Origin of the sequence: Streptosporangium sp. G11 (assembly GCF_051192615.1) — a bacterium.
Lineage (GTDB): Bacteria > Actinomycetota > Actinomycetes > Streptosporangiales > Streptosporangiaceae > Streptosporangium.
This window is the reverse complement of the sequence record NZ_JBPJUQ010000109.1, coordinates 1-18,708: the sequence shown is the minus strand read 5'-3', so window position 1 is coordinate 18,708 and position 18,708 is coordinate 1. Positions and strand designations below refer to the sequence as shown.

Annotated in this window: 20 protein-coding genes and 2 pseudogenes; 7 read left to right on the top strand and 15 right to left on the bottom strand. The window is 71.0% G+C overall.

All coding sequences use genetic code 11. The features are described 5' to 3' along the window. Positions 1 to 171: 171 nt before the first annotated feature. Positions 172 to 474: pseudogene (locus ACSDR0_RS44970) on the bottom strand (helix-turn-helix transcriptional regulator); the annotation flags it as partial. 98 nt (positions 475 to 572) lie between these two features. Between ACSDR0_RS44970 and ACSDR0_RS44965 the strand changes: the two are divergent. Continuing rightward, on the top strand, positions 573 to 1,193 hold the full coding sequence (locus ACSDR0_RS44965; protein ID WP_435295103.1) for a TIGR03086 family metal-binding protein: 621 nt from the start codon (positions 573 to 575) through the stop codon (positions 1,191 to 1,193). A 100-nt stretch (positions 1,194 to 1,293) separates the two neighbouring features. Here ACSDR0_RS44965 and ACSDR0_RS44960 read toward each other — a convergent pair whose 3' ends face one another. Then, a complete protein-coding gene (locus ACSDR0_RS44960) occupies positions 1,294 to 1,782 on the bottom strand; it encodes an NUDIX hydrolase (RefSeq protein ID WP_435295102.1) in 489 nt (162 codons plus the stop codon). A gap of 374 nt (positions 1,783 to 2,156) precedes the next feature. On the opposite strand from ACSDR0_RS44960, the gene ACSDR0_RS44955 reads away from it, so the two are divergent. Continuing rightward, positions 2,157 to 2,399 (top strand): hypothetical protein, encoded by a 243-nt coding sequence (locus ACSDR0_RS44955; RefSeq protein ID WP_435295101.1) that lies wholly within the window; start codon positions 2,157 to 2,159, stop codon positions 2,397 to 2,399. Positions 2,400 to 2,602: 203 nt separating this feature from the next. Here the strand turns inward: ACSDR0_RS44955 and ACSDR0_RS44950 are convergent, their stop codons facing one another. Continuing rightward, on the bottom strand, positions 2,603 to 3,937 hold the full coding sequence (locus ACSDR0_RS44950) for a M14 family zinc carboxypeptidase (protein ID WP_435295100.1): 1,335 nt from the start codon (positions 3,935 to 3,937) through the stop codon (positions 2,603 to 2,605). Positions 3,938 to 4,015: 78 nt separating this feature from the next. On the opposite strand from ACSDR0_RS44950, the gene ACSDR0_RS44945 reads away from it, so the two are divergent. The 3 genes from ACSDR0_RS44945 (at position 4,016) to ACSDR0_RS44935 (ending at position 7,003) form a co-directional block, all read left to right on the top strand. Next, positions 4,016 to 4,627, top strand: coding sequence for a TetR/AcrR family transcriptional regulator (locus ACSDR0_RS44945; protein ID WP_435295099.1), 612 nt, complete (start codon positions 4,016 to 4,018; stop codon positions 4,625 to 4,627). Between the two features lie 61 nt (positions 4,628 to 4,688). Then, complete coding sequence (locus tag ACSDR0_RS44940) at positions 4,689 to 6,122, top strand: MFS transporter (RefSeq protein WP_435295098.1); 1,434 nt, start codon at positions 4,689 to 4,691, stop codon at positions 6,120 to 6,122. Then, positions 6,119 to 7,003 carry a M55 family metallopeptidase gene (locus ACSDR0_RS44935; protein WP_435295097.1) on the top strand — a complete coding sequence of 295 codons (885 nt, stop codon included), beginning with the start codon at positions 6,119 to 6,121 and terminating at the stop codon, positions 7,001 to 7,003. The genes ACSDR0_RS44940 and ACSDR0_RS44935 overlap by 4 nt, the downstream gene beginning before the upstream one ends. 93 nt (positions 7,004 to 7,096) lie before the next feature. On the opposite strand, the gene menC is transcribed toward ACSDR0_RS44935, so the two are convergent. The 8 genes and pseudogenes from menC to ACSDR0_RS44895 all read right to left on the bottom strand — a co-directional run bounded on the left by menC (position 7,097) and on the right by ACSDR0_RS44895 (position 15,868). Then, complete coding sequence (menC, locus tag ACSDR0_RS44930; RefSeq protein ID WP_435295096.1) at positions 7,097 to 8,206, bottom strand: o-succinylbenzoate synthase; 1,110 nt, start codon at positions 8,204 to 8,206, stop codon at positions 7,097 to 7,099. Continuing rightward, positions 8,203 to 8,964, bottom strand: a complete 762-nt coding sequence (locus ACSDR0_RS44925; protein ID WP_435295095.1) for a GNAT family N-acetyltransferase — start codon at positions 8,962 to 8,964, stop codon at positions 8,203 to 8,205. The genes menC and ACSDR0_RS44925 overlap by 4 nt, the downstream gene beginning before the upstream one ends. Positions 8,965 to 9,018: 54 nt before the next feature. Beyond that, positions 9,019 to 10,587: a PucR family transcriptional regulator gene (locus tag ACSDR0_RS44920; RefSeq protein WP_435295094.1), complete on the bottom strand. Its 1,569-nt coding sequence runs from the start codon at positions 10,585 to 10,587 to the stop codon at positions 9,019 to 9,021. Continuing rightward, complete coding sequence (locus ACSDR0_RS44915) at positions 10,584 to 12,119, bottom strand: N-acyl-D-amino-acid deacylase family protein (protein WP_435295093.1); 1,536 nt, start codon at positions 12,117 to 12,119, stop codon at positions 10,584 to 10,586. The genes ACSDR0_RS44920 and ACSDR0_RS44915 overlap by 4 nt, the downstream gene beginning before the upstream one ends. A 55-nt stretch (positions 12,120 to 12,174) precedes the next feature. Continuing rightward, positions 12,175 to 13,026, bottom strand: coding sequence for an ATP-binding cassette domain-containing protein (locus ACSDR0_RS44910; protein WP_435295092.1), 852 nt, complete (start codon positions 13,024 to 13,026; stop codon positions 12,175 to 12,177). Positions 13,027 to 13,028: 2 nt separating this feature from the next. Then, positions 13,029 to 13,610, bottom strand: a pseudogene (locus tag ACSDR0_RS44905) (oligopeptide/dipeptide ABC transporter ATP-binding protein); the annotation flags it as partial. Positions 13,611 to 13,902: 292 nt separating this feature from the next. Continuing rightward, entirely contained in the window at positions 13,903 to 15,375 is a 1,473-nt protein-coding gene (locus tag ACSDR0_RS44900) for a serine hydrolase domain-containing protein (protein WP_435295091.1), read from the bottom strand. 10 nt (positions 15,376 to 15,385) lie between these two features. Continuing rightward, positions 15,386 to 15,868, bottom strand: a complete 483-nt coding sequence (locus tag ACSDR0_RS44895; protein ID WP_435295090.1) for an ABC transporter permease subunit — start codon at positions 15,866 to 15,868, stop codon at positions 15,386 to 15,388. Positions 15,869 to 15,884: 16 nt separating this feature from the next. Between ACSDR0_RS44895 and ACSDR0_RS44890 the strand changes: the two genes are divergently transcribed. Continuing rightward, complete coding sequence (locus ACSDR0_RS44890; RefSeq protein WP_435295089.1) at positions 15,885 to 16,079, top strand: hypothetical protein; 195 nt, start codon at positions 15,885 to 15,887, stop codon at positions 16,077 to 16,079. A 189-nt stretch (positions 16,080 to 16,268) separates the two neighbouring features. Next, entirely contained in the window at positions 16,269 to 16,523 is a 255-nt protein-coding gene (locus tag ACSDR0_RS44885) for a DUF4158 domain-containing protein (RefSeq protein ID WP_435295088.1), read from the top strand. A gap of 55 nt (positions 16,524 to 16,578) precedes the next feature. Here ACSDR0_RS44885 and ACSDR0_RS44880 read toward each other — a convergent pair whose 3' ends face one another. From ACSDR0_RS44880 to ACSDR0_RS44865, 4 genes are all read right to left on the bottom strand, one after another. After that, a complete protein-coding gene (locus ACSDR0_RS44880; protein WP_435295087.1) occupies positions 16,579 to 17,253 on the bottom strand; it encodes a cellulose binding domain-containing protein in 675 nt (224 codons plus the stop codon). Beyond that, positions 17,250 to 17,636, bottom strand: a complete 387-nt coding sequence (locus tag ACSDR0_RS44875) for a transposase (RefSeq protein WP_435295104.1) — start codon at positions 17,634 to 17,636, stop codon at positions 17,250 to 17,252. Before ACSDR0_RS44875 ends, ACSDR0_RS44880 begins: the two co-directional genes overlap by 4 nt. A gap of 41 nt (positions 17,637 to 17,677) precedes the next feature. Beyond that, complete coding sequence (locus tag ACSDR0_RS44870; RefSeq protein WP_435295086.1) at positions 17,678 to 18,025, bottom strand: transposase; 348 nt, start codon at positions 18,023 to 18,025, stop codon at positions 17,678 to 17,680. A gap of 98 nt (positions 18,026 to 18,123) precedes the next feature. After that, the gene (locus tag ACSDR0_RS44865) at positions 18,124 to 18,600 is read right to left on the bottom strand and encodes a hypothetical protein (protein WP_435295085.1); all 477 of its coding nucleotides are present in this window, start codon (positions 18,598 to 18,600) and stop codon (positions 18,124 to 18,126) included. Positions 18,601 to 18,708 lie beyond the last annotated feature (108 nt).

The window sequence follows — 18,708 nt, the reverse complement described above, 5'->3', positions numbered from 1 at the left end:
GTGAACAGGCCCTCAGATGCCGAACCCACGCAAGTTCCCGCTGAAGAAGCCTCAGTTCGCGTGAACTCTGGGCTTTCACGGCCCTCCGCTCCCGAAGGTGGCTCCAGCCCCAAAGTAGGTCTTCGCTTGGGGCTGAGGCTCCGCTTGCTGTCGTGGCCTTCTGCCTCGTAACCGAATGTCGATGTCGGTGATCGCGGTGGAGCCGTCCTCGGCTTGGGCGACGGCCAGTGTCACGGCCACCGCCTCGTCGTCGTCGAGCAGCAGCGGGGGCATCTTCGCGCCCTGTCCGAGCCGGTATCCGCCCACCGCGCCGCGCGCGGCGTGCACCGGATAGCCGAGTTCGCGGAGGCGTTGGATGTCTTGGCGCAAGGTGCGTTCGGTGACGCCGAGGCGCTCGGCGAGCTCGCGGCCGGTGTGGGAGCGGTCCTGCAGCAGGGATAGCAGGCGCAGCACTCGAGTCGTCGTCGGAGCCATTGATTTCTTCTCATCCCGAGCGGCTATTAGGAACGAAAGTAGCCTAATTGGCCCATAGGTTGGTGTCACAGGCAAGGAAGAGATCGAAAGGCGAGATCATGAACACCACCACCACCGCGACCGTCACCTCCCTGCAGCCGGTCTGGCGTGAGGTGCTGGCCGCCTCTTACCTGGCGCTGGAGAACAGCGTCGCGGGTGTGCGCGAGGGCCAGTGGGACAACGCCACCCCGTGTTCGGATTGGACGGTCACCCAGGTGATTCAGCACGCCGCAGGCGACCAGCTCGCCTACGCGAAGATGCTCGGCATCGGAAACGGCCCGGCCTACGACCCCTTCTCGCCTTCCGGAGCTGTCGACGGCACTGCGGCGGAGCTGGTGAAGGACGCCGTCGAGCAGACCGCCGCGGCGTGGGCGACGGTCGCCGACGACACCGAGACCGTTGCGACGCCGCTGCCGCACGGTGACCTGCCCACTCCGGTCGCCGCGGTGATGTGCGCGCTCGACGCCGCCGTGCACGCATGGGACATCGCGATCGCCACGGGCCAGCCGTCCCCGCTCGACGACGAGCTCGCCGGCCACCTTCTCGCCGCAGCGGGGGGAATCGTCGAACCGCTGCGCCAGTGGGGCGCCTACGCGCCGGTGGTCGAGACCGCCGGCAGTCCCTCCTTCACCCCGGTCGTCGACGACCTGCTCCGCTACCTCGGCCGTACCCCGCGCTGACGATCGACGTCCACGAGGCCTCATCAGCAGGCGATGTCCACGAGGCCTCATCAGCAGGCGATCACATCGGCCCGGACCCCCAGCTTCGGACTGTGGTGAGTCAGTCGTTCGAGTGCTGCTGAAGGTGGGTGTGTTGCGCCAGGGTCACGTCGATGATCTGGGTGGCGCTGGGCGGAGCGTCGGCGGTGTCCCACCAGCAGATGGCGCTGATTTCCCGGTTGGGGGTGAAGGCGTGGTGGAGGACGGGGACGTGGGCGGTGTAGATCGCGGCGTATTCGTCGCGTGGTGGATCGACGAGCTGGAAGCGTGCGTACCCGGCGAGGGTGAGGGTGGGCAGGTGCAGGCCGCTCTCCTCGTGGAGTTCCCGTACGGCGGCTTGGACGGGTGTCTCGCCGGGATCGATCCTGCCGCCAGGTAGTTCCCACTCCCCGCGGAAGCGGTCGAAGACCAGAAGCAGGTGCCGGCCGCACCAGACCGCGACCAAAGCCGCAGGCATCGGCGCGTCGTCCGGCACGTCGGCAACGCGTGCGATCGGCAGAAACGCCATCAGCGCGTTCCCCTTCGTGTCCTGGGCCAAGGCTCGATCCATGCATCCATGATGAGCATCCATGGTCAAGAACTCCCAGCCCAGAAGGGAGGCGTTCGTGCGTTGTGTCTCGTGCTGGGAGCCGATGGGAAACCGTCCCCGCGAGCATGGCGCCTCGGCCTACCGCGCGGGCCGTCGACATCGCCGAGAACGCCTCCTGGGCGCGGGGGTCGAGGTGCAGCGGAACGAAAACGTACGCTAAGCCTGTTCTCGCAGGTCACCTGAGACGGTTGAACGCGGGATCTGGCGAGGCTTGGCGTACGTTCCCGTTCCATCACACAGGACGGCCTCCAGAGGAGGAGCAGCCGGATTTCGCTGCTACGCGTACGCCTGAGGGGCTTGTATTCGGTACCTGGGTACAGGTTTACCGTCGAGGTATGACACAGAACATCGCCTTTGACCAGGAGTGGGTGCCCTCGGCGTGCACGCTGCCCACTGCTGAGCAGCCGCTGCGGGTGGCCGAGTTCGACGCCTTGTTCGCCGACGCGGTGCAGGCCCTGGAGCGGCCGGATCGCATGCGGTTGCGGCTGGAGCTCGTCTTCAGCCCGGAGCACGCGGCGCGGACCGCCGAGCTGAGCGCGCGGGAGAACGGTTGCTGCTCGTGTAGCCGTCCACCGTAGTATGGAGCACGCCCGCCCGCCGGGCGCCTCCCGGCCCGCCGTGCGGAGCGACGCTCAAAGCTTTCGTTCCACCACCATAGCGAAGGACCTTGAGGCCGTCGCGCCAAGCGCTTGTGTGCGCCCCTGGTGCTCTCGCGCTGCGTCGGATGCGGGACTTCCAAGGAGCGACCTCATGGAGCGCGGGGCCGGTCGAGGGCACTCGGTCACCGGATCGCGCCGCGCGACGGCGCCGACGCCTTCGCCGCCTCCGCTGCCAGCAGGGCGGCGCCGAGCTGGACGGCGACCAGGGTGCGGATCGGGATCGGCGTGGCGGAGAAGTCGCTCTCGGCTTCGGTGAACCAGGCGTCGAAGAGCGCCTTTACCCGGGCGCGTTCGGCCCGGATGGCCGGGGCCGGGTTGCCCGCGGCGAGCTCGGCGTCCAGCAGGCGCAGGCACATCCCGCCGTACCTCAGCCGTATGCTGTGCTTGAGCTGCTCCTTGCCGATGACCTCGGCTACCGTGGCGGGCCGGTCGGCGCCGGGGAAGTCCTCCCATTCGGAGATGTAGTCGTCGTGGGTGCCGAGGAAGTCCTCCAGGGCGCGGCGGAAGGGTGACCGCACGGTCAGCTCGGAGTCGACCTTCGCCAGGGACTGCCTCAGCTCGGCGATCAGAGCGCGCTGGCCGGTGAGATAGGTCGTGATCACCTCACCGTACGTCTGGCCGGTGGGGGTCTCGTCGGAGACGCGGGGGTCGGCCCAGTAGGGGAGTTCGGTCACCAGGTGCAGGGCGTCGAAGCGGTCGGCGTAGTCGACGCTGCCGCCGCCGATGCCGTAGATCTCTCCCAGCTCGGCGCCGCGCGGTGTCACGTACGCCGCCGGGGCGATCTGGGTCGCGCTCGGGACCTCCGGCGGGCCCATGTGCAGCGGCAGGCCCTGGCCGGCCGCGATGGCGGTCAGGGCGGTGGCGAGGCCGGGCTCGTTCCGGCTGAGGTAGTAGAAGGCGCCCTGGAGCTCGCCGTTGTGCAGCGAATAGACGAAAGCGGGCCTGACCTCGTCCATCAGCCCCATCAGCGCCTCGGTCTCCGGAAGCGTGCGGTCGAAGGTGTAGCCCTCGCCGGTCAGCGGGAACGTCCACTCGACCTGGTCGGCATCGCACGGGCGGTAGAAGTGCTCGGCGTAGGCGCGGCGGTCACCCGGCCGGACGTACCAGCCCTCGTTGAGGCGGGCTCCGTCGGGGTCGACGCAGGGGATGAGGTGCCATCGGTAGCCGAACTCCTCGCGGAGCCAGGCGTCGTCGATGAGCCGGCGCAGCAGGCTGCTCACGGTGAGCGCGCCGATCGGCTCGTTGGGGTGGGGGCCGCCGATGATCACCGCGTCGTGGGGGCCGGCGCCGATCGTGGCCACGCGCAGCGGTTCGCCCAGGCGCGAGGTGCCGATGCGGCGCAGCCGTACCAGGTGGGGGTGGGCGGCGGCGAGCTCGTCGAGCTCGGCGTGCATCTGGTCCACGGTCGGGAACGCGGTGTAGTCGGGGACCCGGTTCATGTGCTGGTCAACGTCCATGCCGGAAAAGATAATCTGGATTATTCTAAAAATCTAGATTATCGTTGCGCCAACCTCGAACAGGGAGACCCCAACGCCATGCGACTGACCAGGGCGGAAAGCAAGGCCGCCAACAAGCGCGCGCTGATCGACGCGGCACGCGAGGTCGTCGGGAGGGAGGGCGCGAACGCGAAGCTGGAGGACATCGCCGAGCTGGCCGGGTTGACCACGGGGGCCGTCTACTCGCTGTTCGGCGGCAAAAGCGGCCTGATGGTCGCGATGATCGACGACTACACAGGCCCGCTCGGCCTCGGACCGTTCGAGGAGATCGCGCCGGGCCGGCCACTGGAGGAGGTCGTCGTCACCATCGCCAGGCAGTACTGGCGGATGTCGGCCGACCCCGAGGCCGCCGCGCTGCTGCTGTTCGAGATCCGCGTGATGGACCTCGTGCTGAACGACGCCGAGTTGCTGACCAAGCTCAACACGGCGATCGACGCCTCGGAGGCCCAGCTGGCCGAGCACCTCGCCGGCCGGGAGCACGCAGGCGTGCCCGTCACGCGCGAGCAGGCCGTGCGCCTGGCCCGCGCGCTCAAGGCGCTGCTGTCCGGGCTCGGGCAGGCCGTCGTGCTAGGCGTCCACGGCAGCTCCGAGGAGTACTTCGCCGACGTCGCGCGGGCCCTGGTCACGCCCGGGGTGCTCGGCCCGGCCTAGCCAGGTCGCGGGCTCGGGGGAACGCGCGACCGTACACCACCCCCACCCGAAAGGCCCCACCATGCCCAGATCCGGCTTTGGCGTCATCGGCGCGCCGGTGTTGTTCATCGGCGTCTTCCAGCTGCTGGAGACAATGCTGTCGCCAGCGCTCCCGCTCATCCAGCGGGAGCTGTCCGCCTCGCCAGGCGAGCTCGCGTGGATCTTCACCGGCGGGCTGATCAGCTCGGCGATCAGCACCCCGATCGTCGGCCGCCTGGCCGACATGTACGACAAGCGCACCGTGCTGCTCATCCTGATGGCGATCACCAGCGCCGGAGCCCTCGTCTCCGGCCTGGCGCCCAACGTGCTCGTGTTGATCGCCGGCCAGGCGGTGCAGGGCGTCTGGCTGGGCATGCTGCCGCTGACCGTCGGGCTGTTCCGCGACACCCTCGAACCCGAGCAGAGCGCCACCGGCAACGGCCTGGTCATCGGCGTCGCCGCCCTGGCCAGCGCGCTCGGCCTTATCCTCGCGGGGCCGCTCACCTCGGCGCTCGGCTACCGGTGGCTGTTCTTCCTGACCCTGGCCGGCGCGCTGGTGGCCGCGCTCTGGGCCTGGCGGGCGGTGCCCGCCACGCCCAGAGCGGCCTCGGGGCGCGTCGACTGGGCCGGCGGGCTGTTGCTCGGCGTCGGGCTCACCCTGCTCATGCTGGGCCTGACCACCTCCTCGAGTGTGGGCTGGACGGCTCCCGCCACCCTCGCCCTGTTCGTGGGCGCGGCGCTGGCGCTGGGTCTCTGGACGGTCGTCGAGCTCCGCACCGCCGACCCGCTCGTGGACCTGCGGCTGCTGGCGGGGCGCTCACCCGCAGGGGTGACCGCGATGGGGTTCGCGTTCGGCTTCGCCTCCTTCGGGCTGGTGGTCGCGCTGCCCATGATGTTGTCGCTGCCCGCTGAGACCGGGTACGGCCTGGGCGCCGACACCCTGTGGATCGGGGTCTACATGTTCCCGCTCGGCATCGCGGGCACCCTGGTCGCGCCGCTGGTCGGACCGATGACCCGGCTGCTCGGACGGCGCGCCGTGCTGGTGCTCGGCAGCGCGCTCGTCTCGACCGGCACCGCCGCGCTCGCCTTCTGGCACTCCTCGCCGTGGCAGATCGTGGTCGGGGTGACGATCATGGGGCTGGGCGGCTCCATCGGCCTCACCGCCGGGCTCAACGTCGTGGCCGCCGACGTTCCCGGCGACCGGGCGGCAGGGGTCAGCGGCGTGGTCTTCGTCGCCAAGAGCATCGGCGGCACCTTCGGGGCGCAGCTCGGCGGCATGGCGCTGGCGGCCGGCACCGTGGCGGGGGTCCCCGCGGAGAGCAGCTTCGTCGAGACCTACCTGCTCTCCGCGCTGCTCGGCCTGCTCGCCGTCGGCGCCGCCTTCGTGATCCCCTCCGCTGTACGGGACGCCCAAGGCGGCCGCCCGGCTTCGGCCCCCACGACAAAGCTCGCCGTCCCCCAGGGTGACACCCTGTGACGGAGACCAAGGAAGACCAAGGAAGGGAGCAGCCGGTGCGGGTCTACATCTCCATCGACATGGAGGGCGTCACGGGCATCGCCACCATGGACCAGGTCGTCCGCGGCGGCCACGGGTATCCGCGATCGCAACGGCTGATGACCGCCGAGGCCAACGCCGCCATCGAGGGCGCCTTCGCGGCCGGAGCCGACAGCGTCCTGGTCAACGACAGCCACGGCACCATGGACAACCTGCTGCACGAGGAGCTCGACCCGCGCGCCCGGCTGATCTTCGGCACTCCCAAGCTGGACTGCATGGCCGAGGGCATCGCGGCCGAGCACGACGTGGCCATGTTCCTCGGCTACCACGCCGCTGCCGGCTCGCCAGGCGTGCTCGCCCACACCTACTCCTCGCACTTCTACGAGGTGCGGCTCAACGGCCGTCCGGTGTCGGAGGCCGAGGTCAACGCGCTGCAGGCGGCCGCGGTCGGCGTCCCGGTGGGGTTGCTGACCGGCGACGACGTCATCTGCGGCGTCGCGGAGAAGGCCTTCCCCGGCGTGCGTACGGTCGCCGTCAAGATCGCGCACGGGCACACCGCCGCGGACAGCCTCTCGCCGGCCGAGGCCAGGCGGCTGATCAGGGAGGCGGCGGCGGAGACCGTACGGGGAGCGGGGGAGCTGGCGCCGCTCCAGCTGCCCGAGGTGCTCGAGCTGGAGATCGACATGCCGAGCACGTCCGCGGCCGAGCTGGGCGCGCAGATCCCCGGCGTGCGCAGGATCGCCGACAAGACGCTCGCCGCCACCTTCGCCACACCCACGGAGGTGCTGGGCTGCGTGACGGTCTGCTACCACCTCGCCGCCGACGCCATGATCAGCCGGATGGCCCTGTACGGCCGCCGTTAGCCCTCACCTGGAGCGCAGGACCCGCACGGCGACCTCGGCCGCCGTTCGGGTCCTGCGCTCCTTCGATCAGCACGCCACCTGCTGAGAGCACGTTCAGAAGACGCAGCTCACCGTGTCCACCACCGTCGTGCAGGCCTCCAGGGCGGCTTCCTCGGGCAGCACGCCGAGGCCGGGCCCGGCGGGAACCGCCAGTTCGCCGCCGTCGAGCACGAACGGGCGGGTGATGTCGCGGTGGTAGTACCGCTCGGTGGCGGAGATGTCGCCCGGCAGCGTGAAACCGGGAAGGCCGGCCAGCGCCAGGTTGGCGGCCCGGCCCAGGCCTGTCTCCAGCATGCCGCCGCACCAGACCGGCACACCGTTCGCCTGGGCGAGGTCATGGATGCGGCGCGCCTCCAGGTAGCCGCCCACCCGGCCGGGCTTGATGTTGATGATCGAGCAGGCGCTCCTTCTGATGGCCTCGGCCGCGTCGCGCGCGCTGGTGATGCTCTCGTCCAGGCAGACCGGCGTGTCCATGCGGGCGGCGAGCGCCGCGTGCGCGTGCAGGTCGTCAGGGGCGAAGGGCTGCTCGACCAGCGCGAGCCCGAAGGCGTCGAGTTTCGCCAGGTGCCTGAGGTCGCCCGGCTCGTAGGCGGTGTTGGCGTCGACGGTGAGCATCACACCGGCGCCGAACGTCTCGCGCACCGCCCTGACCGGCTCGAGGTCCCAGCCGGGCTCGATCTTCAGCTTGATCCTGGCGTAGCCGGCGGTCAGGTGCCGGTCGACCGTGTCCAGCAGCGCGTCGACGGTCTCGGCGATGCCCACGGAGACGCCCACGCGCACGCGCTGCCGTACCCCTCCCAAGTGGGCGGCCAGGCTCGTGCGGCGGGCCCGCAGCCAGCAGTCCAGCACCGCCATCTCCACGGCCGCCTTGGCCATCGGGTGCCCGCGCAGGTGCCGCAGCGCGGGACCGACCGCCGCCGGATCCAGATCGAGCGGGGCCAGCGCGGGGAGCATGAACCGCTTGATCGCGTCGGCGGCCCCTGCGAGGTGTTCGGGGCTGTAGGTCGGCTCGTCATCGGCGGCGCACTCGCCCCAGCCCTCGCCCTCGTCGGTGAGCACCCGCACGAGCAGCGCGGTGCGAACCGTTTGCGTGCCGAGCGAGGTGCGGAACGGGCTGACCAGCGGCAGCGCGACCTGGCGCAGTTCGACGGCGTCGAGCTTCACGCGGCACCCCCGCGGGCGAGCAGATACCAGCCGGAGCGGGTGAACCCGGTGACCCGGTATCCCTGGCCGAGCGCGCCGCCGAGCCCGCTCGCCAGCGCCGCCCGCCAACGCCTGGCCGCGGCGGGGTCCGTCGTGCGCAGCGCCTCGACGTCCGCCGGGGTGGCGCACCGCAGCAGCGGCGCGCCCTCGCCGTCCCTTACGGCCCCCGTCTCGTCCACCACGACCACCCCCTCGCGCTCCTGAACCGGAGGGGGAGCGGCCTGCTCGATCGGCCAGGTGACGAAGAGCCGGTCGGAGGGCCCGCCGTCGTTGATGCCGTCGCTCATCGGCCCGTAGAAATCGGGCAGGTAGGCGCCGACCTCGGCGCCCAGGCGGGTCAGGTTGAAGAAGGCGTTGCGCCGGACCAGCGGGTCGAACGTCCATGAGACGGCCACGAGCCCGTGCTCGGCCGCCCAGTCCCGCTGGTGTTCCTTGAGCGCCCGGCCCACGCCACGTCCGCGCGCCTTATCGGCGACGCCCGCGACGTGCGAGTGCAGGCTGTGGCCGGTCGCCAGGAACCCCGTCGCCACCCCGACGAGCTCGTCGTCGAGGAAGGCGCCGCCCACGTACCCGCCGGTGTGGGCGAACGCGCACAGCAGGTCCAGGGCTATCGGCGGGTCGTCACCGCGTCTGGTTCCCCAGACCTCGCGGAACAGTCGGTCGGCACGCCGCAGCGCCCCGGTGCCGTGGAGGGAACGGATGGTGAGGTGTTCGGCCATGGGCATCAGCATCGCGGCGCGCGCCGTCCGGGGCGTTGGCGTCCACGCCGAACTTCATCCGCTCTGCTTTGTGGCGCCGTTCAGCCTGAGCTGGAGGGCGAGCACCAGCCGCGTGTCCGGATCGTCCAGCGCGATCAGCTCGCCGATCCTGCGCAGCCGGTACCGCAGCGTGTTGGGGTGCAGCGACAGCAGTTCGGCCGCGCGGGGCACGTCGTAGTGGGTGCCGATCCAGACGGTCAGGCTGTGCACGTAGTGGGTGCCGTGCCTGGCGTCGTGCGCGGCGACCAGCGCCAGAGGCTCGCCGGACAGGGAGGGCTTGGGCCGCAGGGCGGCCTCCACGTCCATGAGGAACAGCGCCGCCGACAGCTCCTCGTGCGACCCGGCCAGCTCCTGGGTGAACGGCCCGCAGACCGCGCGCAGCGCCTCTTCCGCCTGGCGCGCCCCGGCGGGCACGGCGGCGACGGAGGCGGCGGTACGGCCGATGCCGGCCCGCCAGCCGCCGCCCAGCCGCTCGCTCACCCTGGCCAGCGTGTCCACGACGATGCGGCGCAGCAACGTCGCGGACGCCTCGGCCGCCACGATCGCGTGGGCGCGGCCGTCGACCACGCCGGTCGCGGCCCTGATCCGGTAGGCCACGAACGCGGCGCGCAGCAGGTCGGCGGCGTGCGTCGCGGCGAAGGCGTCGGCCGGGCCCGCGTAGGGGCCCAGCGTCACGACCGTCACCGGCTCGCGCGGCAGCAGGCCGAAGGAGGTGGCCAGCTCGTCGACCGCGCCGATGCCGCGCAACAGCCAGCCCAGGCACTCGTCGCGCCTGCGCCGCGCCTCGTCGGCGGCCAGGTTGATGCGCGCCAGGTGCGGCGCCGCGGCGGTGGCCGCCTCCTCGAGAACCGCGGCGGCGTCGTGGGCCAGCGGCTCCTCCGCCTGCACCGCCCAGATCGTGCCGAGCACCTCGCCGTGCGCCCGGACCGCGATGGCCAGACGGGGGTAGAACTCACGCGGCTCGCGACTCCAGACCACCCCGTCGGCGCGCAGCACGGCCGCGTACTCCTCGGCGTTGGTCGGATGCTCGGGCACCCGGCGGCCCAGAATGCCCTCCCTGCGCAGCTCGTCGATGCGCTGGCCCTCGACCGTGGAGTAGGCGAGCACCCGCATCGCCAGATCCTCGATCGCCACCGCGCCACCCACCCGGACCGCCACCTCGTTGGCCAGCACGAACAGGTCGGCCGCCCGGGTGCCGCGTGGGTCCTCGGCCGGGGCGACCACCGCGAGCAGGGCGTCGATGAGCGTGTAGAGCTGCCCCCAGGACAGCTCGGGAGGCGCAGCGAGCAGCGCCGTGCCCGCCGCCCTGGCCGCGATGGCCAGCGCCTGCTCGTCGCAGGTGCCCGGCTTGACCACGACGACGGCCACGCCGCTCTCGCCCGCGCGGGCCAGGATCTCGGCCGACGGGCGGCCGGTCACCAGCAGGACCGCGCCGTCGAGCCCCGCCTGCGGCTCTTCGGGGTCGTAGATGACCGGGGTCCCCACCAGCGGCTCCCTGCCGTACGGCAGCGCCAGCGGGCGCGCCAGGCCGGGGCCGAGGCTGTCGATCAGCACGCCGAGCGTGACCCGCCCGCGCGCCGTCACCGGGCACCCCGCCTGAGCATCCGGCCGTGCCTGCCGCCGGTGAACTCCCCGCCGGCGACCACCTGGCGCCCTGCCATGAAGACGTGCTCGACCCCCGTGGGCCGCACGTCGGGACTCTCGTAGGTGCCCGCGTGGCCGATCGTGACGGGGTCGAAGACGCAGAGGTCGGCGATCGCCCCCGGACCCAGCCAGCCGCGCCCCGCCAGGCCGAACTGGGCGGCGACGGCCGAGCTGAGCTTGCGGATCGCCTCAGGCATGTCCTCCTTCTCGACGTAGGTGCCGAGGTAGGTGGGAAAGGTCCCGAACGTGCGCGGATGGTTGGGGCCGACAGGAGGCCCGTTGTCGGAGCCGATGGAGATCAGCGGGTCGGCCAGGAACGCGGCCAGATCCCGCTCGTGCATGGTGTGGAAGACGCCCGAGGCCTGCGGGTCCAGCCTGACCAGGTCGCACAGCGCCTCCCACGGGTCGCCACCGAGGTCGGACAGCCGCCTGCCCTCGATGCCAGGATCGTTGTGGACGAGGATCTGCACGTCCGAGGGGTGCAGCTCGCGCCAGAAACCGACGCCTGTGCCGATGGCCGGGTCTTCCGCGAGTGCGCGCAGCGCCGCACGCTCGGCCGGGTCGCCCAGCCGCTCCAGCAGCGCCTGCTCGCCGCCCTCGCACGCGATCGGGGGCAGCACCGCGACCAGCATGGTGCCGAAGGCGAGGTAGGGATAGACGTCCGCGCGCACGTCCACGCCCGCGCGGCGGGCCTGGGCGAGCTTGTCCAGCACCATCGCGGAGGCGCCGTGCACCGCTCGCCCCGAGGCCTTGCAGTGCGAGACCTGCAGCCGCACGCCCGCCCGCTTCGCCACCGCGATCGCCTCGTCGAGCGCGTCGGCCAGGCCCTCGCTCTCGCTGCGCATGTGCGTGGCGTACGGCAGGTCCCAGCGCTTGGCCACCAGCGCGAGCGCGACCAGCTCCTCCAGGTCCGCGTAGGCGCCAGGCACGTACTCCAGTCCGCTCGACAGCCCCACCGCGCCCGCCTCGAAGGACTGCGCGGCCAGCTCGCACATGCGCGCCAGCCGGTCCGGCGTGATCTCGGCGCTCATCCCGGCCGCGGCCAGGCGAAGCGTGTTGTGCCCGGCCAACACGGCCAGGTTGTTGCTCGGCCCGGCCGCCTCGGCCGCGTCCAGGTAGTCGCCGAGGGTGGCGAAGGCCGCCCCGGCCAGTTCGGCCGGCAGGAAGCTCCTTGACTCCGGATCGACAGGGCCGCACGAGAAACCGCAGTTGCCCACGATCTCGGTGGTCACGCCCTGCAGGAGCTTGAACGGCTGCGGCTCCTCCAGGAAGGGAACGGTGTCGGAGTGGCTGTGCGGGTCGACGAAGCCCGGGCTGACGAGCAGGCCGGAGACGTCGATCACGCGCCGGGCAGGGCCGAGGTCGCGCCCGACGGCGGCCACGCGCCCGTCGGCGATCGCGACGTCGGCGTGCCGCGGCGCTCCTCCGAGCCCGTCATGGACGGTCCCGTCGCGAAGCAGCAGGTCATGCATGGCGCTAGCCTCCCTTGCCCGCCATCGCGGGCGCTAGGTACGGAAGTATGAAATTTCAGGGCGTGGCCGGTACGGAGGCCAAAAGCCTGCGCGTGTAGGCGTGCGCGGGGGCGGCGAGCACCTCCGTGGTGCCACCGCTCTCCACCACCTCGCCGCGCGAGAGCACCACCAGCCGGTCGGCCATCTGCCTGACGACCGCCAGGTCGTGGGTGATGAACAGCATGCTGGTGCCGACCTCCCGCAACAGCTCCAGGACGTGCGCCTGGACCGAGACGTCCAGCGAGGCCACCGGCTCGTCGCAGATCAGCAGCGCGGGCCGCACGGACAACGCCCTGGCGATGGCCACCCGCTGCCGCTCCCCACCCGACAGCCCGGCCGGCCTCCTGCCAGCGTAGGCGACGGGCAGCCCCACCAGCTCGAGCAGCTCCGCCGGTATGAGCCTGTCCTTCGCCGGGCCCTGCGCCGCCGCCTCCGCCAGCGTGGCGCCGACCGTCAGGGCCGGGTTGAGCGAGGTCGACAGGTCCTGGAAGAAGCACTGCACCAGCTGGTGCCGTGGCCGAACCGGGTCGGCCAGCTCGATCGTGCCCGAATCCGGCCTGACCAGGCCCAGAACGCAGCGGGCGAGCGTGATCTTGCCCGAGCCGGAGCCGCCGACGACACCGACGCTCTCACCGCGGTTGACGTGCAGGGAGACGCCGCCCAGCGCGACGTGCGAGCCGTACGTCCTGCGCAGGCCGGTGACGCGCAGCACCTCGTCGCCGGCCACCTGGCGGCGCTCCTCCCCGCCCTCCTCGACGCGGGTCCTGGGGCGCACCTGGTGCAGGCAGGCCGTGAGCCGCTTAGGGCGCAGCTCGCGCAGCGGCGGCCGGGCGTGCGCGCACTCGGACGTCGCCTGGTCGCAGCGCACGTCGCACTCATCTCCGCCGCCGACGGCACGCTGCCCCTGATGCCGATGAGCCGGGGCAGCTGCCGCTCGACGGTGGGTACGGCGGCCAGCAGACCCGCCGTGTACGGATGCGCCGGCGCCTTGCCCATCTCGGCAGGCGGCCCCTGCTCGACGATGCGCCCCGCGTACATGACCACCACCCGGTCACACAGCTCGAACGCCACCCTCAGGTCGTGGGTGATCAGCAGCACGCCCATGCCACGGGCCCGCTGGATGCCCTTGATCAGCATGAGGATCTCGTGCTGCGTCGTGGCGTCCAGCGCCGTGGTGGGCCCGTCGGCGATCAGCAGCCCCGGGTCCGCCGCCAGCGCGGCGGCCAGCGCCACCCGCTGTCGCATGCCGCCCGACAGCTGGAACGGATGGCGCCCGGCCACGTCCGGGTCGTCGATGCCCACCTCGGCCAGCCGGCGCAGCACCTCCGCCCTGTCCCTGCGTCCTCGCAGCGATTCGGCGACGTGGGCGCCCGCCGTACGCAGGGGGTTCAGCATGGCGAACGGGTCCTGCATGAGCAGGCTCACCCGGGTGCCGCGCACCGAGCGCCACACCCGCTCGCGCGCGCCGAGGAGCTCCCGGCCGTCGAGCGTGACCGAGCCGGTGGCGCGCAGCCCCTTGGGCAGCAGTCCCGCGGCGGCCCGCGCGGGCCTGTGGCGCGGCTCCTCCTGAGGAGCAGGCGGTGGTGAGCGCGAGTACGACGGCGGCGGTCGCGGCCTTCGCGGATGTCATGGGACCACCTCGGAAAGGTTCGGGCGGGGATAGTCGGACGCTAGGAGCCGGACAGCCGCTGTTCACTGACCCGGCAGCCAAAACCGGCGGCCCCCGCCTCGTCCTGCGGGCCAATCAGCCTTCGAAGCGCGTCCGGCGCAGGCCGCCGCCGCTCACCAGCAGGTCGCCCTCGTGGATACGGAGCGTGAACGGCCCGGCCTTCCACGCTCCGCCAGGGGCGGCAGACACCGGCAGTTTGAGTTCGCGGCCGATGCGCACCTCACCGTCGCTCACGATGGCGTCGACGCCGAGCTCCCAGCTGCGGTAGACGCCGTCGGGCAGCGGCGCGTCCGAGGGCGGCTCGGCCGCGTCGAAGACGACAGGGGGGCGCGAGAGTGGGCCGACGCTGAGCAGCAGCCGGTCGCCGTCGATCTCCACCCAGCCACCCTCGGCGTCTCCCGTCCCGTGCCAGCATCCGTCGGCGCCGCCGGTGAACACGCCCACGCCGGCGATCACGATGCCCTCGTCGGCGGGTGCGAGGGTGAGCGTCCCGCCCCCGGCCGGATCCTGCCAGTGCAGCCGCTCAGGCACAGCCGGCCTCTTCGGCTCGGGCTTCGGCGGCTCCTCCTGGCCGAGCAGCAGCCGCGCCAGCCGGTGTGACACCCTCACCGGATTGATCGCCGTCTGGTTGGACAGCACCGCGATGCCGACACCCGGATCGGGCAGGTACAGCAGGTTCGACTGGTACCCGTGCATGCCGCCCGCATGGGCGAACCAGCCCTCGCCGTGATAGATCCCCATCGCGTACGCCTGGACCGTGCCGTCGGCCAGCACCCCCGGCTCCAGCAGCCGCTCGCGCAGATCGGTGCCGAGCACCCGCCCGTCGGCCAGGAACCCGAACCACGGCGCCAGCCCCGCCACGCTCGTCACCAGTCCGCCGTCGCCGACCGCGCTCTCCTGGGTGTCGGCCCTGCGTGGTTCGCCCTGCGCGTTGGCGTAGCCGTACGCCAGCCTGTCCAGCGGAACCGACGCGTCGTCACGGAACAGCGAATCCGCCATCCCCAGCGGCTCGAAGAGCCGCTTGCGCGCGAACTCCGCCAGCGACGAATTCGTGACGCGGTTGATCACGACCGCCGCGAGCACGTAGCCGGTGTTGGAGTAGGAGAACGCCGTGCCCGGCTCGAACGTCGTCCTGCGGATGCCCGTGAGCACCTCCAGCAGCCGCTGCTCGGTCATCTCCGCCAGCGGCACGCCCGTCAGCGCCTGCAGCGAGTACCACTCCGGCAGGCCGCCGGTGTGCTGCAGGCACTGCCGCAGCGTCACCGGTGTCTGCAGACTCAGCTCAGGCACGTGCGCCCGCACGTCGTCGTCGAGCCCCAGCTTCCCTTCGCGCTCCAGCAGCAGCACGCACGCCGCCGTGAACTGCTTGCTCGCGCTGGCGACGTCGAACCTGGTGTGCTCGTCGATCGGTACGCCGAACTCCACGCACGCCGCCCCCTGGGCGACCGTCAGCACCGCGGCGCCGTCGACGTACACGCCGACGGCCAGGCCTGGGGTGTGCGGGCTGACCAGCGAGAATACCTCGCGCTTGACTCGTTCGAGATCCATGCTGCCAGTATCACCAGGCGACCGGCATCGCCCTTTGGCCTGCGGGACGACGGATGCGCGCCGTTCTTTGTCCTCCGGGCCCAACCGGACGCCCGCGCTGCCGCACCGTCAGCACGGGCAGCGCCGCGTTGCGCAGCGCGTAGCTGACCCACACCCGCTGCCTGGGCAGGCCGCGCGCCCTGGCGAAGGCCAGGAAGTCCTGCGCGGCCAGATCGAGCGCGGCGGCGCGCATCTGCCTGACGACGATCGCCGCCTGCGCCGCGGCCAGCGCGACCGCGAAGCCGTACAGCAGCAGGATGCTCAGCGTGAACGACGGGATCGACAGCGCGACCAGCGACGTCAGCGTGATGCCCTGATCCAGCCTGCCGGCTTTTTGGGCTGGGGTTCGGCGCCGCGCCGCCGAACCCTCGTCCCCCTCTGATGAAAGGAGCTCGATGCCGTCTCTTCCCGAGCAGCTACCCAGGACGCTGCGCGACTGTGTTGAACCGCTCAAGGATGAAGACCTGGGTGTGCTTCGCATCCTGCCCAACCCCATCTTCTCCGTCTACAACCGCGACGTCGTCTATGCCGAGTTCCGCACCCTTGGCTGCAAGTACGGGCAGGCGTGCAAGGCGCTCCGCGAGCCGGGGTTCTACGCGCGCGGTGAGTGGCTGACCGGCAAGGTCTCGGGGGTCGAAGTGCAGCGGAACGAAAACGTACGCTAAGCCCATTCTCGCAGGTCAGCCGTGACGGCTGCATGCGGGATCCGGAGAGGCTTGGCGTACGTTCCCGTTCCATCGCACGGGCCGCGGTTGGCTCTCCGGTGGCGGGGTCCTCCGTACGCTGAGTGATCATGTTGTAACTATTTTATCACTTCGATGACGGTGCGTAGAGGCTGGTCCTGCTTTCCGTGGATGCCTGTTGATTTCTTGAGTGATGGCGAGGCCGCGCGGTATGGGCAGTACTGCGGGCCGCCGTCGCAGGTCGAGATGGGGAAGGTGTTCTTCCTCGACGACGCGGACAAGAAGCTGATCAAGGCGTGTCGCGGGCCACACAATCGCCTGGGCTATGGTCTGTTGCTGAAGCTCTTCGAGCAGGAGGGACGGTTTCCGCGGCACGCGGGTGAGGTTCCGAAGGCCGCGGTCAACTACATGGCGGGGGGCAGGTGAAGGTCGATCCGGTCCTGTTCGCGGAGTACCGGTGGTCGGGGTCGACGATGGAGTACTAGTCGTTGTCCTGCTCGACGGCGTCCCACAGGAAGGCGCTGCTGCCGGTGATCTGGCTGCTGCGGGAGTCGAACGTCGCCAAGCCGTTCACCGCGTCGTCGTCCTCGGCCGCTGTCACGGTGAGAGGCTGAGGGACGTCCCAGTTGTCCGGGGTGAAGGTCAGCGGCGGTCCGGCGGACAGGTCCGTGTCGCCGTAGACCCGCGCGCTGCCCACGATGACGTTGCCCGGGGGCCGCTGGCTGAGCCGTACCTGGACGCTCGCCGTGCCGCCCTCGGGCACCGTGAGGTCGGAGGGGGAGATGAGGATCCGCAGCCGCGGGGGTGAGGGCGAGGGGCTGGGTGAAGGGGTGGGACTCGGCACCAGCTTGACCGTGCACGGCACGCCGTTGAGGGCGAAGTCCGTCGGCGGCGGGTTGCTGCCGGTCCAGGTTCCGTTGAAGCCGAGGTTGAAGGTCCTCCCGGAGCTGATCGATCCGCCCCAGGCGGGGTTTCTGGCGGTGACCTGCTGGCCGCTCTGGCTCCACTGCGCGCTGAAGCCACCGGTGATCCGCTGGGTGCTCGGGAACGTGAAGGTCAGCGCCCAGCCCGAGAGCGGGTCTCCGGTGTTGGTGATGTCGATGAAGGCGGTGAAACCGCCCGACGAGGTGCCCCAGGTGTGCGAGGTATAGGTCACAGCGCAACCGACCGCCGCCTCGGCGGAGGTGGCCGTGCCGCCCATGACGGCCCCGGCCGCGAGCAGCGCGGTGGCCGCGGCCGACGTCGGTTCTTGCGGTTGCGGACCTGGTCAGCCTTCTCCGGGATCGTGCAGGTGATGCCACGCCTGCGCAGGTAGGCGCGGTTGGCACGCGAGCCGTACGCCTTATCCGCACGGACTCTGTCGGGACGCGTGCGCGGGCGTCCCGGCCCCATCCGGGGCACACTGATCCGCTCCAGCACGGGCTGGAACTGAGGAGAATCCCCACGCTGACCAGCAGTGATGATCAGCGATAACAGCTTCTGGCCCTGCTCGACAGCCAGATGCAGCTTGGTGGTCAGCCCGCCCCGGGAGCGGCCCAGCCCGTGGTCGGCGGGCTCGACATCGACGCCGCCGGGCGGCTCTACCTGCAGATCCCCCTTTTACACGCACCAGCGGCGTGCTGGTGCGCGCGGGCGATCGTGGAATCCACGCTCACCTTCCAGGTGATCAGACCCTTGGAGTCAGCCCTGGCCTGCAGATTCTTCAAGATCTGCGCCCAGGTGCCGTGTCGCTGCCACCGCCGGAACAGCCCATAGACCGTCTCCCACTCGCCATACCGGACGGGCACGTCCCGCCACGGCGCACCCGTCCTCGTCCGCCACCGGATCCCATCAATGAGCTGCCGTTTCGTCCACTTCGGCGGCCTGCCCGGCTTCTTACCGACCGGCAGCAACGGCTCCATGGCTATGTAGGTGAGTAAGAACGCCATCTGCGTGCTTCTATGAGCACCACTTAGAGATCTTGGCAGGTGGAAATGTCGATGAGTTTGAGCACCGCCTGGGGCTGGTCTCGGAGGCGGAGTGGTTACTATGCGTGGTTGGCGTCTGGCGTGGACTCGGATTTTGAACGTGTGATGGTGGATTCGGGGCGGGATGTGGTCGCCCATTCCTCCCAGGTGTCGGGGGGCTGTGCCATCGTGCGTTCGGCGTCGTCCTGAAGCTCTGAGAGTGGGATGGCCATGACATCGGCCAGTCGCTGCGTGCTTCCTCCGGAGGCCAAGTAAGCCCGGACGACGGCGTCGCGGGTTCCCCGTAGCCGGGGCGCAAGCCGGTCCAGGCCACGCAATGCTGTTGCCCAATCGCCGACAGTCGGTGTGGGAGAGCCGGAGTCACGGGAGTTGGCACCCGTGCGCAGCATGCCCAGGGCCCACAAACAGCTATCGACGATTTCCGCCATGAGGAGGGCGTCCTTGCCGACGCTGCGAGCTTCGGAAGCGGTCAGCCTGATGGTGATCTCCATTTCGTCGTTGCCGTGGGGGTCACCAGGACGGTGGGAAATGGTCATAGCTGCTCCACTGGAGAAAGGGGGCGGGTAAGAGGATGTCCCGCGGCTCGTGGAACTTGAAGAGCGGTCCCGCGGTCAGGCGACGTTCTCGTTGTAGCAGCTTGAAGT

Coding starts and splice junctions, on each gene's coding strand:
- ACSDR0_RS44965 (WP_435295103.1), top strand. CDS start 573: ATGAACACCACCACCACCGCGACCGTCACCTCCCTGCAGCCGGTCTGG.
- ACSDR0_RS44870 (WP_435295086.1), bottom strand. CDS start 18,025: ATGGCGTTCTTACTCACCTACATAGCCATGGAGCCGTTGCTGCCGGTC.
- ACSDR0_RS44900 (WP_435295091.1), bottom strand. CDS start 15,375: ATGGATCTCGAACGAGTCAAGCGCGAGGTATTCTCGCTGGTCAGCCCG.
- ACSDR0_RS44960 (WP_435295102.1), bottom strand. CDS start 1,782: ATGGATCGAGCCTTGGCCCAGGACACGAAGGGGAACGCGCTGATGGCG.
- ACSDR0_RS44945 (WP_435295099.1), top strand. CDS start 4,016: ATGCGACTGACCAGGGCGGAAAGCAAGGCCGCCAACAAGCGCGCGCTG.
- ACSDR0_RS44865 (WP_435295085.1), bottom strand. CDS start 18,600: ATGACCATTTCCCACCGTCCTGGTGACCCCCACGGCAACGACGAAATG.
- ACSDR0_RS44940 (WP_435295098.1), top strand. CDS start 4,689: ATGCCCAGATCCGGCTTTGGCGTCATCGGCGCGCCGGTGTTGTTCATC.
- ACSDR0_RS44955 (WP_435295101.1), top strand. CDS start 2,157: ATGACACAGAACATCGCCTTTGACCAGGAGTGGGTGCCCTCGGCGTGC.
- ACSDR0_RS44885 (WP_435295088.1), top strand. CDS start 16,269: ATGCCTGTTGATTTCTTGAGTGATGGCGAGGCCGCGCGGTATGGGCAG.
- ACSDR0_RS44915 (WP_435295093.1), bottom strand. CDS start 12,119: ATGCATGACCTGCTGCTTCGCGACGGGACCGTCCATGACGGGCTCGGA.
- ACSDR0_RS44950 (WP_435295100.1), bottom strand. CDS start 3,937: ATGGACGTTGACCAGCACATGAACCGGGTCCCCGACTACACCGCGTTC.
- ACSDR0_RS44925 (WP_435295095.1), bottom strand. CDS start 8,964: ATGGCCGAACACCTCACCATCCGTTCCCTCCACGGCACCGGGGCGCTG.